The sequence below is a fragment of the Staphylococcus sp. FSL K6-0223 genome, assembly GCF_038008285.1.
Window position 1 is genome coordinate 175,923 of record NZ_JBBOYX010000004.1, and the last position, 16,090, is coordinate 192,012.

The 16,090-nt window shown below is 35.9% G+C and carries 15 protein-coding genes and 1 pseudogene; 2 read left to right on the forward strand and 14 right to left on the reverse strand.

The genetic code is table 11. The features are described from left to right. The first annotated feature begins 64 nt into the window (after positions 1-64). A complete protein-coding gene (locus MHI13_RS21630; RefSeq protein WP_340762015.1) occupies positions 65-247 on the forward strand; it encodes a hypothetical protein in 183 nt (60 codons plus the stop codon). Between the two features lie 220 nt (positions 248-467). Here the strand turns inward: MHI13_RS21630 and MHI13_RS21635 are convergent, their stop codons facing one another. Beyond that, positions 468-677, reverse strand: coding sequence for an LPXTG cell wall anchor domain-containing protein (locus tag MHI13_RS21635; protein ID WP_064212390.1), 210 nt, complete (start codon positions 675-677; stop codon positions 468-470). Between the two features lie 214 nt (positions 678-891). On the opposite strand from MHI13_RS21635, the gene MHI13_RS21645 reads away from it, so the two are divergent. Next, positions 892-1,107 carry a hypothetical protein gene (locus MHI13_RS21645; RefSeq protein ID WP_340762019.1) on the forward strand — a complete coding sequence of 72 codons (216 nt, stop codon included), beginning with the start codon at positions 892-894 and terminating at the stop codon, positions 1,105-1,107. Between the two features lie 320 nt (positions 1,108-1,427). Here the strand turns inward: MHI13_RS21645 and MHI13_RS23515 are convergent. The 13 genes and pseudogenes from MHI13_RS23515 to kdpA all read right to left on the reverse strand — a co-directional run. Beyond that, positions 1,428-1,511 (reverse strand): annotated as a pseudogene (locus MHI13_RS23515) (YSIRK-type signal peptide-containing protein); the annotation flags it as partial. A 377-nt stretch (positions 1,512-1,888) separates the two neighbouring features. Then, positions 1,889-3,067 carry a staphylopine family metallophore export MFS transporter CntE gene (cntE, locus tag MHI13_RS21650; protein ID WP_064210744.1) on the reverse strand — a complete coding sequence of 393 codons (1,179 nt, stop codon included), beginning with the start codon at positions 3,065-3,067 and terminating at the stop codon, positions 1,889-1,891. A gap of 11 nt (positions 3,068-3,078) precedes the next feature. Further along, positions 3,079-3,828 carry an ABC transporter ATP-binding protein gene (locus tag MHI13_RS21655; RefSeq protein ID WP_064210743.1) on the reverse strand — a complete coding sequence of 250 codons (750 nt, stop codon included), beginning with the start codon at positions 3,826-3,828 and terminating at the stop codon, positions 3,079-3,081. Further along, the gene (cntD, locus tag MHI13_RS21660) at positions 3,806-4,636 is read right to left on the reverse strand and encodes a staphylopine uptake ABC transporter ATP-binding protein CntD (protein ID WP_064210742.1); all 831 of its coding nucleotides are present in this window, start codon (positions 4,634-4,636) and stop codon (positions 3,806-3,808) included. Before cntD ends, MHI13_RS21655 begins: the two co-directional genes overlap by 23 nt. After that, positions 4,633-5,502: a staphylopine uptake ABC transporter permease subunit CntC gene (cntC, locus tag MHI13_RS21665; protein WP_064210741.1), complete on the reverse strand. Its 870-nt coding sequence runs from the start codon at positions 5,500-5,502 to the stop codon at positions 4,633-4,635. The genes cntD and cntC overlap by 4 nt, the downstream gene beginning before the upstream one ends. Next, positions 5,499-6,431, reverse strand: a complete 933-nt coding sequence (opp1B, locus tag MHI13_RS21670; protein WP_064210740.1) for a nickel/cobalt ABC transporter permease — start codon at positions 6,429-6,431, stop codon at positions 5,499-5,501. The genes cntC and opp1B overlap by 4 nt, the downstream gene beginning before the upstream one ends. 12 nt (positions 6,432-6,443) lie before the next feature. Then, on the reverse strand, positions 6,444-8,042 hold the full coding sequence (gene cntA, locus MHI13_RS21675) for a staphylopine-dependent metal ABC transporter substrate-binding lipoprotein (protein WP_340762022.1): 1,599 nt from the start codon (positions 8,040-8,042) through the stop codon (positions 6,444-6,446). A 50-nt stretch (positions 8,043-8,092) separates the two neighbouring features. After that, positions 8,093-9,403 carry a staphylopine biosynthesis dehydrogenase gene (gene cntM, locus MHI13_RS21680; RefSeq protein WP_064210738.1) on the reverse strand — a complete coding sequence of 437 codons (1,311 nt, stop codon included), beginning with the start codon at positions 9,401-9,403 and terminating at the stop codon, positions 8,093-8,095. Further along, entirely contained in the window at positions 9,396-10,211 is an 816-nt protein-coding gene (gene cntL, locus MHI13_RS21685; RefSeq protein ID WP_064210737.1) for a staphylopine biosynthesis enzyme CntL, read from the reverse strand. Before cntL ends, cntM begins: the two co-directional genes overlap by 8 nt. Beyond that, entirely contained in the window at positions 10,208-11,050 is an 843-nt protein-coding gene (cntK, locus tag MHI13_RS21690) for a histidine racemase CntK (protein WP_064210736.1), read from the reverse strand. The genes cntL and cntK overlap by 4 nt, the downstream gene beginning before the upstream one ends. Before the next feature lie 555 nt (positions 11,051-11,605). Then, entirely contained in the window at positions 11,606-12,166 is a 561-nt protein-coding gene (gene kdpC / locus MHI13_RS21695) for a potassium-transporting ATPase subunit KdpC (RefSeq protein WP_064210735.1), read from the reverse strand. Between the two features lie 15 nt (positions 12,167-12,181). Then, entirely contained in the window at positions 12,182-14,203 is a 2,022-nt protein-coding gene (locus MHI13_RS21700; protein ID WP_064210734.1) for a K(+)-transporting ATPase subunit B, read from the reverse strand. A 19-nt stretch (positions 14,204-14,222) separates the two neighbouring features. Continuing rightward, positions 14,223-15,905, reverse strand: a complete 1,683-nt coding sequence (gene kdpA / locus MHI13_RS21705; protein ID WP_064210733.1) for a potassium-transporting ATPase subunit KdpA — start codon at positions 15,903-15,905, stop codon at positions 14,223-14,225. Positions 15,906-16,090: the final 185 nt, after the last annotated feature.

A 16,090-nucleotide genomic window follows, 5' to 3' on the forward strand; every position in this document is an offset into this window, starting at 1 on the left:
TATGCATATGGCTAGCACTCCACGCACGGTAATTACAAATATTCTAGGACTAATAAGTTTGTTAATGGCAATTGGTGCGATTGTATTATTCGGATTCAATAGTCCTATTAAATCAATTATCACGATTGCTGCGGTTGCAGTAACTGGATTGATCTTAGCATCTATTATTGGCTCATTAATTAAAAATTCGACTTATTACACTTACATATTCCAATGCCATGGAAATAAAGGTAAAAGTCAATCGTAATATATAAGAAACATCTACCCGTTGTGAGATTTTAACGCAACCAAGGTAGATGTTTTTTAATAGGTAGACTTAATATAATGACTTTATTTATAGACCTAAAAAAGCGCAAACTTGAAATCCACCCATTTCAAATTTGCGCTTGATACGTATTCTTCGGTAAATTGTGATTTAATTTATCTTCTCATTATTTTAGAGAACCGAATGTATCAAATTTAATATATTATTCTTGTTCTTTTCTTCTTCTAGAAACGACTAATGCTGCACCAGCTGCTAAAGCAAGACCACCAGTTAAGCCAACGTTAATACCTGAACCTTCCCCTGTTTCAGGTAATTCATTTGAATTAGCATTATGACTTTCACTAGTCACTTTGTCATTATTTACATGTGATGAAGATGGTTGATTAATTACTAAATCTGTACCTGCAACCACTAAGTTAGGATTTGAAATACCATTATCTTTAGCTATTTGATTTACAGTTGTATTATGTTCTTTAGCGATTTCTTCGATTGTTTCACCAGCAGCTACTTTATGAGTAGTCCCTTCTACAGTATTACCAGATTCTTTATTTGTTGCTTCTGATGAACCATTATCTTCTTTTGGTGCTTCTTTATCTTGGTCTCCATCTTGTTTTGATGCATCTTTGTTGTCTACTGTTGTTCCATCTTTATCTTGGTCTTCTGCTGTTCCATTTGATGAGCCGTTGTCATCTTTTGTTGCTTCTTTATCTTGGTCTCCATCTTGTTTTGATGCATCTTTGTTGTCTACTATTGTTCCATCTTTATCTTGGTCTTCTGCTGTTCCATTTGATGAGCCGTTGTCATCTTTTGTTGCTTCTTTAACTGATTGGTCTCCATCTTGATTTGATGCGTCTTTGTTGTCTACTATTGTTCCATCTTTATCTTGGTCTTCTGCTGTTCCATTTGATGAGCCGTTGTCATCTTTTGTTGCTTCTTTATCTTGGTCTCCATCTTGTTTTGATGAGTCATTTCCATTTTCTGTTACATTACCGCTGTTTTGATCTTGTTCTCCACTAGCTGTATTCGCAGGTGTATTATTATCTTCATTGTTATTGTTTTCAGTGTTACCTGCAGTATTTGTAGAATCTTGATTTTCGCTTCCTGATGTATCTTTAATAGTATTATCAACTGAATTAGATGGATTATCATCTTCTGCTGCGTGTGCACTATAACCTGACGAAATGAATAATAATCCCCCAATTGCTACTGATGCAATCCCAACGCTTAGCTTTCTAATTGAAAAAAGTGTTTTTTTTGTTCATAAATAACGCTCCCTTTGATTTTTTCACAAAAATATTAAAGTAGTAATTTAATAAACATCCCTATGTAAAAACCATTGATTAAGATTCTGAAAGTTAATAAATATTTAAGCCTAGCTACACCAATTAATTTTCACATTTTATCCACTAAAATATTGTTGTGCTACTCTTATTTTATGTTTAGATTATGTTTTGTAAATACTTTGTTTGAAAATTTACAAAAATTTTAAAATCACAAAATGATAAATTTACAATTTCTTTTCATTTTGAGAGGAATTCATTGGAAAAAGAAAGTGAGACACACAATTCTTGTCTCACTCTACAAATTTCATCTATTATTTCAAATTATTTCACTTCATCTTAATTAAATGACATTACCTTTTTTCATGATACTCATCAACATCATGCACATGACTAATATTCCACAAATCACATACATCCAACTTAATCCAACTAAGTCCGATACGGGCCCCATTATGCTTCCACCTAATGAAACTCCTAAATCTGCACAGGCAATAAACAATCCAAGTAACATATTTCGGCCAGATTTAGGCAACACAAAGCTTAAATACGATGTAAGTGTTGGATAAACAAGTGCTTGTGTAACACCAATGAATATAGCGCTTAGGTAAAAGATAACTACATGTACATGAGGTCCTATTGCCACAATCAATGACGCAATGGCAAGTAACAACAGCACACTCACCATATATAGTGGGTGCCAGAGTCCATCTGAGGGTATATATTTACGTAAATACATCCGCGCTAGTACCACTGCTATGGCTTGAATCGTTAAAAATATTCCCGCATTCGCAAATTCGTATTGTATTGTATACAGTGGCACAAATGTACTTACTGCCCCAAAGACAATAGATACAATCATCATAATTAACCCACTATTAAAAAGTTCTTTATTTTTAAAGAAATGGGCAAATACTGTAAAAGCGTTAAATTGTAATGGTTCAATCTTATCACTTGTGTCGGGCTCTGATTCAACAAAGGTCACTCGGTAACCGAAGAATGTCGTCATCGCTGCAATCCCTATCATCACTATTGCAAAAATAGACATATGTCCATAATTCCATATACCAACAGCAATTAACGGTCCTATTAAATTAGGAATTGTTGAAAATAACGAATATAAGGATACTCCTTCTGAACGATGCTCTTCCGGTAGTGCATCGATAATACCAAGTTGTAAGGACATAGAGAAGAATGCTGTACATACACCTTGCATCACTCTTGCTATAAAGTATCCTTCTATCTCTGTGAAACCGTATAATATTAACGCACACGCATTAATTAATAAGATCATCCGCAATACTTTAATGGGACCTACACGCGCAATAATCTGTCCTGCCCATGGACGGAATACCATTGTTGTTAACATATAAGCCCCCATCACAATACCGATAACTGAATTAGAAGCACCCCAATGATGCCCGCGTAATGGAATAAATACATTTAATATTGCATTTGCACTGAAAAACATTAATGTCAGTATGTATAATCTTAGAAATGGCCAAGCCATGGCTCCTTTCATTGTCTCACTCCTTAGAATATCAATTGTTTATGAATCAATGCTGTCGTATAAGGATGACGACTTAAATGTAAATCGTGCGTCGCTATACATTCTTCGATTTGACCGTCCTTGAAAATGATTAACCGATCACACACATAAGTTGCTGCTTGAATATCATGTGTGATAAAGATATAACTCAAATGACGTGTACGTCTTAATCGTCTCAGTAAGTCTAAAATCTGAGTTTGAATAGACATGTCTAATGAACTAATGGCCTCATCAAATAAAATATATTGAGGATTTATACTAATAGCACGTGCAATCGCCACACGTTGAGCTTCTCCACCAGATAACATATGCGGATATTTATCTATGTATTCTGCTGATAGCCCTACTTCTTCTAATAGTCGAATCACTTCAACTTCTAACTCATCTTTTCGCTTATGGTGACAACGACACATCACTTCAAACATGATTTCTTGTACATTTTGGAAAGGATGCAACGAAGACGTATAATTTTGAAATACTGCACTTATTTGATGTCGTCTTACTTTCTTTCGGAATATAGGCTGCTCATTCAACGTAACTTGTCCTTTGTCCGGTTTTTCAATACCTAATATCATTCGACTGAGGGTAGACTTACCGCTTCCACTTTCTCCAATAATACCAATACTCTCACCCACTGAGCATTCAAATGAGATACCTTTAATAATTAATTGGGAATCAGAACGAAATAAAGATTTCTTACCATATGACTTCTCAACATTGGTTACTTTTAGCATGTATTTCACCTCTCATCACACGTTCAAAATGCTCATTTATTTTCTTTTTAGCGGATATCAAATATTGTGTATATGCATCCTTAGGTTGGTTCAGTATAGCTTCTGTAGCTCCTGATTCAATCACGCGCCCATTTTTCATCACTATGACTCGATCTGCAATATGATGAATTACTGATAAGTCATGTGAAATAAAAATCATTGCACAATTAAAGCGATGTTTAATATCTTGAAATGCTTTGAGCACATCGTATTGCGTAATCGTGTCTAAAGCTGTAGTTGGTTCATCTGCAATAATCAATTTAGGTTTTAACGCTAATGCTAAAACAATCATCAAACGCTGCAACATACCACCTGACAACATATGCGGATATGACGTTAAAATCTTTTCTGGCTCTTTCAGCTTCATAAATGTCATATATTCTACTAGTGTTTGTTTAATCTGCAATTGAGATAACACTGTATGTATACGCATCGTTTCAAACATTTGTTTACCCACTGGAGTGGAAGGGTCAAATGCACGTGTACCCTGTTGCATCACCATCGCAATATACTTTCCTCGTTTACGACGTAAATCCCTTTTGGATAAGTGCATGAGGTTTTGATTTTCAAAATAAATATCGCCTGTCACATGAAGACGTCCAGGGTTTAAACCTGTCAAAGCTTTACACGAAATGGATTTGCCGCTACCGCTTTCCCCAATCATTCCTAATGTTTCACCATGAGCTACGCTAAAGTGCACATCCTTTATCAATTTAACGTTCGTCCAACTATCTATGATTTGAAGATGTTCAACCGATATAAGTGTCATGACGACATCACACCTTTCTTTAAAGCACGTTGTTTCTCTTTAGAAGTAATGCGCGGGTCGATTGCAACTTGTAACGCATCCGATAAGAAGTTAAATGCCATTACGATAATAACGATCACGATTCCTGTAGTTATCATCATTTCAGGGTGCGTGAACATCACTTTACGTGCCTCATTTAACATCATTCCCCACTCAGCAGTGGGCGCTTTGACACCTAACCCTAAAAATGAAAACCCCGACATCTGCAATATCATTGAACACATTGAACTACTTGAAATAATAGCGATATCCGCTAACGTGAGTGGCAAAATATGTTTCCAAATGATCGTCATATGATTCATACCAATTGTTTTAGCAAACTTCACATGATCTGATTCAGTGTATTGCATGACGCTTGTGCGAATGACTCGACAGAACCATGCCCACCGCGTAAGTATGAATGCTAAAATAATATTTTCTACACCCATACCACACAGTGTAATTAATGCTAATGTCACCACATAACTTGGAAATGCTAACATGACATCACATAACCGCATGATGATGCCATCTATATAACCTGGGAAATAACCAGAAATAAATCCTAATATTGCTCCTATCGCAACGGTAATAATTAAGGCAATGAAAACATATAATAAACTCGGTCTAATAGCATAAATTATTCGTGTAAGTACATCTCGTCCTAAATGATCAGTCCCTAACCAATGTGACCAACTTATACTTGCGAATTTATTCGCCGTATCAATTTGATTAGGTTCATAAAATGTGACGATAGGCGCTAGTAAACCTAATGCCACATATACACAGATAATGGTCATTGCTATTACTGCACCTTTATCATGCAATAATCTTTTAAATATCATCATATTGCCTCCCTTAATTTGGGATTTAAGTATGCATTGATGATGTCTGCCATTGTGTTAAATACGATAAATAAAACCGCGATAATTAATACATACGCTTGTATAACTGGGAAGTCATGTTCAACAATCGCTTTAATACTTAATTGTCCTAGACCTGGCCAGGCAAAGACATTTTCAATAACAACAAGACCGCCCATAATCATTGGCACTGACATACAGAAGATGGACACTGCAACTTGTAAAGCATTACGTAAAACATGTGACAATAACGTCAACGTATGCACGCCGCTTGCTCTTAAATACAACACGTAATCTTCGTTCAGTTGCTCAATCATTGCACGTCTCACATTTCTGAAATAAATACCTGCGTAAGTAATAGTGACGACAAGAACAGGTAAAATATAGCTTTCTGGACCTGTTAAACCTGAAGTTGGTAATACATTTAATTTTACAGATATATAAATAATTAACATCGACGCAATCCAATATGATGGAAGTGCTGTTAAGAAAAATGCGATTGAGCGAATAATGCGATCTGTCAGTTTCCCTTTAGTTAGAGCACTTATAACCCCTAGTAAAATAGATGTGATAATAACTGAAATACTTGAAATCAACGTTAATTTGAAAGTATTGAAGAAGGCAGGCCCAATGCGCTCTGAAACTGATTCTCCAGTAATGTAACTCGAACCAAACTTAAACTGTATAGCTTTAATAAGCCAATTCATATATTGAATCAATATGGGTTCATTAAATCCATACTTCTCTCTCGTCTCTGCAATTAACTGAGGTGTAATGTTTGGTGTGCCTTGAGCGTGTAAAATCGTAACAGCTGGATCACCTTTAGTCAGGTATGTCATCATGAATGTCATAAAACTCACTACAATCAATAAAGGGAACATGAGTGCAATACGTTTTATTATAAATTTGACCATCAAGATGCTCCTTTACTTATATTGCATTTCGTTAAATGGTAATTCATATTGTGATTGTGTAAACGACACTTTGTCTAAGTCCTTAGGTGCTACCACAGTCATCCTGCCGTAAGATATCGGAATGAAGATACCTTCTTCATCTACTTGTTTTAAAATGTGTTGATATGCTTTAGAACGATCCTTTGAATTCTGTATCTTGAATGCCTCATCGATATCTTTATATAATTTTGATTTATTCTTAATGCCAGACATTGCACTTTCATATCCTGTTTTAGTTTTGAGTGCTGCAAGCGTGCTTTGTGGATCATATAATAATCCCCAAGTTTGATTGAACATTAAATCATAATCTCCAGATGTACGTCTTTCAGCAACTTTATCTGACGTTTCTCCGTTAATATTTAATTTAACTCCTAATTTTTTAAATTCTGCTTGTAAATATTCCGCTTGCTCCTTTTGATTAGAGGATCCTTTATCGTAATACATTGATAAGGTTAAATCTTTACCATTCTTTTGACGGACGTTTTTCTCTTTGGTCAATTTCCAACCAGCTTCATCTAATAGCGCTTCTGCTTTTTTAGTATCAAACTGACGTGTTGGCATGTTGAAGTTAATGTCTGTCACATTTTTCGCAAATAACTGAGTTGCCGGTTTTTCTTGACCATCTAGGATGTCTTTAGATATTTTATCTCGATTCACCATATATCCTAGTGCTTGCCTTACTGTCTTATCATTGACTGCACTATCTTTATTACCTGAGTTCACCACAAGCATTTTCGTATTCATTGGCTGACTTCGTTTTATTTGGTATTGTCCTGTGTCCTTGAGTTGATTCAAACTATCTTTATCTAAGCTGTCAGTTCCTCTATCATCGGTAAACGCAAAGTTAGTTTCACCTTTTTTCATAGATAAGAATGCTGTTTCTCCAGCGGGTTTAACTTTCGCTTCGACTTTATCTAATTTAGCTTTTTCGCCCCAATATTGATTATTTTTATTAAATTCTGCTGACTCATCTTTGTGATGTTGACCCATTTTAAACGGACCTGTACCATCAAATGATTTCACGCCATCTTTTGTTGTGCCGTTTTTAAAGTCTTTAGGAGACACAAATACATATGGACGAGGCATAGCAAGCTCTGCTAAGGCTGGTTGATATGCTTCTTTTAAGTGAAGCTGAACAGTGTATTTATCTTTAACTTTCACATTGTCGATAAGTGTGGAAATTTTTAACCAAGAATGTAACTTTCTATTTTGTTGTACAGCATCGATATTTTTCTTTACTGCCGCAGCATCAAATTTTGTACCATCATGAAAAGTTACATCTTCTCTAAGATGAAAAGTGTATGTTTTACCATCATTTGAAATATCCCATTTCTTTGCTAATAATGGTTTAATCCCCTCTTTCGTATGACGTACCAGAGGTTCATAAATCATACTTTCTGCTGACATTGAACCACCGTAGACATGAGGATTCATATCTCTGATGTCCTTAACAGTCGTATAAGATAATGTCTTTTGTTCTTTCTTCTTTTCTAATCCCTCACTACCACCGCAACCTGCTAACAACATCCCTGATGCAAGTAAAATCGTACTCATCTTTGTTAATCTATTCATTTTGTTTCCTCTTTCTATGTTGATAATAATTGTTGTGTGTTCTTTAAGTATTAATGTGTCGCATTATGTTCAGTTTTATTTTTTAAAAATTGTTTTACCAAAGCAATGTCCTCATCGTACTGATGTGAGTCAAATTGAGCTGATAGAGATTGTTTAGGGTGTTCTGCACGGTAGCCATCACAATAGCTACGATAACGTGCTAAAAATTGATCAATCATTGGTGTTTTAACGTTAAGCGCCCTCCCTACAGCTTGAATCATAGCTGTTCGATAGCTATCCTCACTTGGCATTCGCGGAATGTATGTAACGCCTTCTTCATCAATATAAAGACGTTTATATGGTACTGCCGAGAAGTCAAAGTAATGTCCATTCGAATCTGGTTCAGAAAATGGATCGATTAAAATAGCAGTGTAACGAACATAGAGTAAATATTCTTGATGTATCGCTGGTAAGTCTTCAAATTGATTAATTTCTCGTTCACTTAGCGTTTCTGGTCTGACCGGATAATTCTCTTTGACCATAAATTTTAAAAGATTGACGGACGGCACTCTTAATTTTTTTAAAATTTTCATCATCTCTACCCACATTTGACGCATTTCTCGTATCAGTTTCATCGTGATAGGTCCTTCAGGAAATAACTTATAGACGTAAACAGGAACTGTTGTCCCTTTGAAAACTGCTTGTAATGAAAAGTCATTCATAAATAATGCAGGATGAACATAGAGCGAGCTATTATGTACTTCAGCATGTAACGGTGTATCCATTACAGCGATTTGGATATTCAAATGATGAAATAGTACACATATACGATCTATAAATCTTGAATCGGTACGAGTCGATCCAACATATAACTTTGACTTCACACCTGATGTGAGAACTTGATGTGGTTGAGTAGTATCAACTACTCGTGTGTCTCCTAAATATGTTGAAAAGGACACTACTTCTACATCTAGATTTAACTCTGACAACAGTTGTTCTATTACCATATGAGAACCTAAAGTCGGAGATACTAGAACAATGTGTTTTAGACACTCAACTGTGGCCTTTGCGAGTCGATCTAATATTGAGCGATACGCATCAGCCGTGCACGCCATGATTAGAGTATTGTAAGTACCACTCACTTCCTGTATATCTTTATAAAATTGTCGCACTTTAAATTCACCTGAAAGTTGTTGATGTGCAGCATTTTGAGTGGTGACCTTAAAATAACCGTCACGTTGATACGCATTATAAACACGTTGGGAGCTGGCTGAAGTCTTAACACGACTTACCATATCAATAGTTTGATGCGCCATTTGGCTACATATTTGAGCAAGTTGAATGGCCACAGGTCCACTTCCAACTATTAAAGTATTAGACATGCACCGCACCTCCTTTATTAGAAGCTTTGCGGTACAATGCAATATCGAAGATGTGTTCAGGTCGTGAGAGCCGTTCGACACAACTCCATTTTGTTTCCTCTGTTTGCTGAGATGGATAATTGAATAGCGATTTAATACCATCTCCATAACGCATCGCTACAACCACGTTATCGTTTGTTATAGCGTGTAATTGATTTAGAATATCGTATTTAACAGGGATGGTAGAGCTGAAAATGATGTGCGTAATCGTCTGCATATCGTCTATTTCTTTAACAGTTTGATTGGTAATTGCTATATCTTCGTTTGGAGCAAGCACCTGAACAATTCGTTGTCCTAAATCAACTGCTTGTGAATCGATATCAATGCCTATTACAGAAGCACCTGTTTCTTTAGCTACTTGAACAAGCGTCATGGGATAAGCACCTGACCCAATTAGTAATAATTTATCTTCTTTACCAAAATGAAATTGGCCGAATTCTTCATGAATACACTGTTCAACATTGTCAAAGTAACCAGTTGTAGACGCTCGTCCATCTAATAATCTTTTAGCACGTATTTCTTCAACACGTTTTACACACTGTGACGTTATATCTTGAAGCTGGTGAGTTAAACTTGCTTTTGCTTCATTGTTGCTCCAATCTTCAAATTGATGTTTAGCAATGGGATTTAAAATAAATTGACTATAATGGTCAACTAGCGTTTCCAATGCCTGGATATAATGCTCATCTTCTAATACTTGGTAATATAGTGTTTCAAATTGCCTCAGATATTCTTGTAACTGTTTGTTTATACCGTGTTTTGGGTTCATAATTGTGTCTTTGTCTCCTGTTCTATATATGCTAGTCCTGTTGCGACAGTTGAAACTTGACCTTTGATTGATGTGATGTATCCCTTTTTATTATTGTATGTCGAAGAAACCACTATACTTCCCCCTGGTTGCTTCACTTTGAAATCTTTACATGGTTGATTCGTTTGATATTGTTGGAAAACACCAATTGAAGCAGCACCTGAGCCATAGCTATTTTCCCAAATTAAGCTTTGCACTTCAGGTATATAAATAAGTGGCATTAAAAAGTGTTGTCGTGAATCAAATAGCATGATTCCAATAGTTTTAAATGTAGTATGCCATTGTTGTTCTCTAACAAATTGTTCGACTTGGTATTTGAAGTTCATTGTAGTCTCTTGCGTTTGAATAACATAGTGTATGTAAGTTTCATAAATTAATTCGAGCGCATCGTATGGTTGACCAGCGATAATTAATTGTCTTGGTACAATACTTTGCACTTGAGGCATCCCGACCTCATAATATTGCTGGTTATGAACGGTACATGACACGGTTTGAGAACAACCTGATATTTTTAATTGAAACTGCTCACTTTCAAGCAATTGATGTTCTTGTAAATAATGTATGTATGACATCGTTGCATTCCCACAAAATTCATTCCCACTCATTACTAAATGAAATTGATCCCCATTGGTATAATCACAAGATTCAATAAAACCAACTTGTTCACAACACACATGTGTCGTCGCCATTAATTGATTAGCGATTGATGCATATTCTTCAGGATGATGTTTAGAGTGAACAAGTATAGTCATATTTCCTGATGGATTATACTTAGAAAATTCAACTATCTGTCGATGCATATGATGCTCCTTTATGTTGTAAATTCTCTATTAAGGTTATTGATAAAAAAATAATTGTATGTAGAGTTATCAATAACCTTAAATTAGTTGTACAAAATAAATCGTAATAGTTACGATTTGAAGATTATAGTATACGAGTCGGATAATATTGTCAATATAATTGATAATAAATTTCATTTAGATGAGTTCGGTGGAAAGGACAATTTGTGCATTGTGAAGAGCGATTGAAGATAAAAAAAGCTAGCAAATTGGCTAAAAACAAGCCAATGCTAGCTTAAAAGGGGTATATAATTAGACTTCCCGATGTGTTACATCAGACAAACCGAAGGCTTACCCCATAAATTTTAAGAAGCTCTTATAAAGAGGATTTGAAGCGTCTTTATCTAATTTACACCTATAGATAAGTTGTTTTAATAATGACTTTCGTACTCACTACTTTTAAGAAATATATCTTCTAGTAAAAGTTCTTCTAAATCTACTTTGAATATATCTATGTCTAAAGAAACATAAAGTTTAACAATAGATGGAATAGTGTTTTTTCTTTAGTTTTTAACGTTATATCATTTTATCAAGTGCAATATTCATTTTAAGTACATTCACGTAGTCTTCAGTCATGGGTGAGGATTGTTTATGTTGTTGAATTATTTGTTTGATTGTTGCTTCCTCGATACCACGTTCATTCGCTATCCTTTTCGCTTGAGCATTAGCATTGGAAACAGTAATATCTGGATCTAATCCTGACCCTGAAGCAGTCACAGCATCTGCAGTAAGATGACGTCCTTCATTTTGAATCGAATCTTCAACACACTGTTTAAATTGAGGATTAGAATTTGCTAGATTTGAACCACCTGATGAAGGTCCACCGTTCGCTTTTAAAAGTTTCTTGTCCATATTATAATTTACGGCACTTATTCGACCATGGAAGTATTTAGAATCGTTCCATTGTTGACCAATTAATTCTGAACCAATTACTTTACCATCTTGTTTAATTAAACTTCCATTAGCTTGATGGGGAAATGCGACTTGACCTATTGCAGTCACTGTTAGCGGAAATATAAACCCACAAAGGACAAATAGTACTACTATAAGTCCAACACTTTTTCGTATCGTTGCCATTCTACATCTCCTCCTTTAGACAACGTATTGAATAATTACATCGATGAATTTAATACCTATAAATGGCACAATCATACCGCCTAATCCATAGACCAACATATTTTTCATTAATATCGTTTGCATTGAAGCGCCTTTAAATTGCACGCCTTTCATCGCAATTGGTATGAGTAATACAATGATTAATGCATTGAAAATGAGTGCCGATAGCACTGCTGATTCAGGTGAATATAAATGCATAATATTTAAACGATTCATCGCCGGCATAGCTGACATAAACATAGCTGGTAGAATTGCGAAATATTTCGCGATGTCATTCGCAATACTAAACGTTGTTAAAGATCCGCGTGTCATCAATAATTGCTTACCAATTAAAACGACTTCCATTAACTTTGTAGGATTAGAATCTAAATCAATTAAATTCGCCGCTTCTTTCGCACTTGTTGTACCAGAGTTCATAGCTAAACCAACATTAGCTTCTGCTAGAGCAGGTGCATCATTTGTACCATCACCTGTCATCGCCACAATATGACCTTTAGCTTGTTCTTCTCTAATAACATTAATTTTATCTTCTGGTTTACATTCTGCGATAAAACGATCTACACCCGCTTCTTTCGCAATCGTTGCTGCAGTAAGTGCGTTATCACCTGTACACATGACGGTTTCGATACCCATCTCGCGTAATTCTTGAAATCGTTCAACAAGACCGTCTTTAATAATGTCTTTTAAATATATGACACCTAAGATTTCATTATTTTCAATAACAATCAGTGGCGTGCCGCCTTTTTTAGACACTTCAGTGACGCGTTCATCTAAACCATCAGGAATAGTCCCACCCGCTTCTTTAACACGCTTAATCATGCTATTAGGTGCACCTTTATACACTTCATGATCTTCAAACTTCGCACCACTCATACGAGTCTCCGCAGTAAATGGGAAATATTCGCCTCTTTCTTGAGGTAGCTCAATGCCTTGGCTTTGTGCAAGTTTAACAATACTACTTCCTTCAGGTGTATCATCTTCTACGGAACTTTCATATGCTGCTCGCACTAATCTTTCATAACTCGTTGATGCCACAGGAATAAATGCATCTGCCATACGATTACCATAAGTAATCGTTCCAGTTTTATCAAGAATCAACACATTTACATCACCACATGTCTCTACGGAACGCCCACTTTTCGCTAAAATATTAAACTGAGTCACACGATCCATTCCAGCGATACCAATAGCAGATAACAATCCTCCAATTGTTGTTGGAATTAAGCAGACTGTTAAGGCAATCAACATCACAATCGATAAATTGAAATGAAGAAATTGTGCTAAGGGGTACATCGTCATAATTACGACGAGAAAGATAATAGTTAGCGTCATTAAGAGCGTGAACAATGCAATTTCATTCGGTGTTTTCTTTCTTGTCGCCCCTTCAACTAAATGAATCATTTTATCTAAGAATGATTGACCTGGTTCCGAAGTGATTTCTATTTCTAACCAGTCAGAAGTGACAGAGGTGCCTCCAATAACATTATTGAAATCTCCGCCACTCTCTTTAATCACTGGCGCTGATTCACCGGTAATCGCAGATTCGTCGACAGTTGCTAAACCTTTAATAACTTGGCCATCATTAGGTATTTGTTCTCCAGTTTCTACACGAACGATGTCTCCTTTTTTCAAATTGCTAGCATCTATCACTTCGTAGCTGCCGTCTTCTTTAATTAATCGCGCCGTCATTTCTATTTGTGTCTGGCGTAAGGCATTCGCTTGCGCTTTCCCTCGCCCTTCTGCTAACGCTTCTGAAAAGTTAGCAAAAATAAGTGTCAGCAATAAGATGATGAAGATACTTAACACATACATACGCGATACATGTTCTTGTATAAATAAATGAGGTACAAAAATTAATAAAAATGATAGCAACATGCCCACTTCTACAACAAACATGATAGGATTCTTCACCATATATTTTGGGTTTAATTTCACAACACTTTCCTTCAGTGCTTGTTTAACCAAACTTGAATCAAATATTTTTGATGTTTTCATCATTTTCTATCATCTCCTTTCATCACGAATGCAACAGTAGTTGTTCTCCTATTGGTCCAAGCATTAAATCTGGTAGGAAGGTCAAACCACTGAGTAAAATGATGAAGATAATCAACACGGTGCTAAAGAACAGGTTATTAATCGGTACATCTTGTGAGTCATCGGTATGTTGATATGTTTTCTTGTTGACCAAGCTAGACACAATCAACAGTTGTAAGACGATGGGGATATAACGTGCGACGAGCATCACAATTGCTGTCGAAATATTCCAAAATACAGTGTTGTCTTTTAAACCTTCAAAACCTGAACCATTATTAGCAGATGAAGATGTAAATTCATATATGACTTGAGAAATGCCATGGAATTGTGGGTTTGTTATCGCATCTTTCGCGCCAGGAATGATAAATGCCAATGCTGAAAATATTAATATCAATAATGGATGAACTAAAAATGTGAGTGCTATCCATTTCATCTCTTTGGATTCGATTTTCATACCTAAATAACTGGGCGTCTTTCCAATCATTAAACTGCAAATAAAAACAGTTAACATCACATAGATCAACATATTCATTAGACCGACACCTTCACCACCAAAAACGGCATTTAACATCATAAGAATCATTGGAACCATGCCACCCATAGGTGTGAGACTGTCATGCATGTTGTTAACAGTACCAGTCGTAAAAGCTGTCGTAATAGTTGTAAATAAAGCTGATTGACCAATACCGAAACGTGTTTCTTTGCCTTCCATATTGCCTCCATCAATTCCTAAGTGGTGTAAAATCGGACTTCCTCCAGTTTCATAATGTAGACAAATAAGTAAAAGCACGACAAACATCGTAAACATCGCAATAAAGACCATTACCGCATGGGGATGGATGTGCTGTTTAGCGTTCAGCATTCTGCCAAATAAAAAAACAAGCGATCCAGGAATTAACATCATACTTAAAGCCTCTGCGAAATTAGACCAATAGGTTGGGTTCTCAAATGGTGTGGATGAGTTGGCACCTAGGAACCCTCCACCATTCGTTCCAAGATGTTTAATTGACTCTAATGAAGCCATCGGTCCATATGCAATGGTTTGTTTCACGCCTGACATGGTTGCAACTACTAGATTGCCATGTAACGTTTGAGGTGTACCTTGACTGATAAGGAATATGCTTAACACGAATGCGAATGGGATTAAGACACGTATGATAAATCGCACGACATCTTGATAGAAGTTTCCTATGACGTCTGTCATACCCGTTAGTCTACGCAACATTGCGATGCATACTGAGTAACCTGAAGCGGCTGAAGTGAACATCAGACACGTAATGACACCCATTTGCGTGAAATACGTTAATCCTGTTTCGCCCGCATAATGTTGTAAATTTGTATTCGTTAAAAACGAGGCTGCCGTATTAAATGCGAGAGACACTGATTGACTTAAATTGTGATTGGGATTTAACCATAGCCATTGTTGTGTCAGTAGTAAGATAAATGCTAATGCACCAGTTAAACCGTTAAAACATAAAAAGTGTTTTAAATATGTTTTACCTGACATGTGCTCTAGTGACGTACCAATCAATTTGTAGAGTCCCTTTTCAATAGGTGAAAATAAGACATCCATCTTAGACGGTACGATTAAAGCCACTGTATATAAGTATCGACTCATCACGTATGAGAGCACGATAAATGTGATTAAAAATAGAATCATACTCATGATATTTCCTTCTTTCGCTACTAGAATTTTTCACTCCAAAGTAATGCATAAAATAGAAATAAAATTATTCCGATGATCATGAAGGCTAAAAATGTAATCATTGTGCTTCCTCCTCACTTTCATGGACATCTTAGCAAGAGCACTGTAATTAAAGTATTAATATTTGAACAAAGTTATAAAGGAAA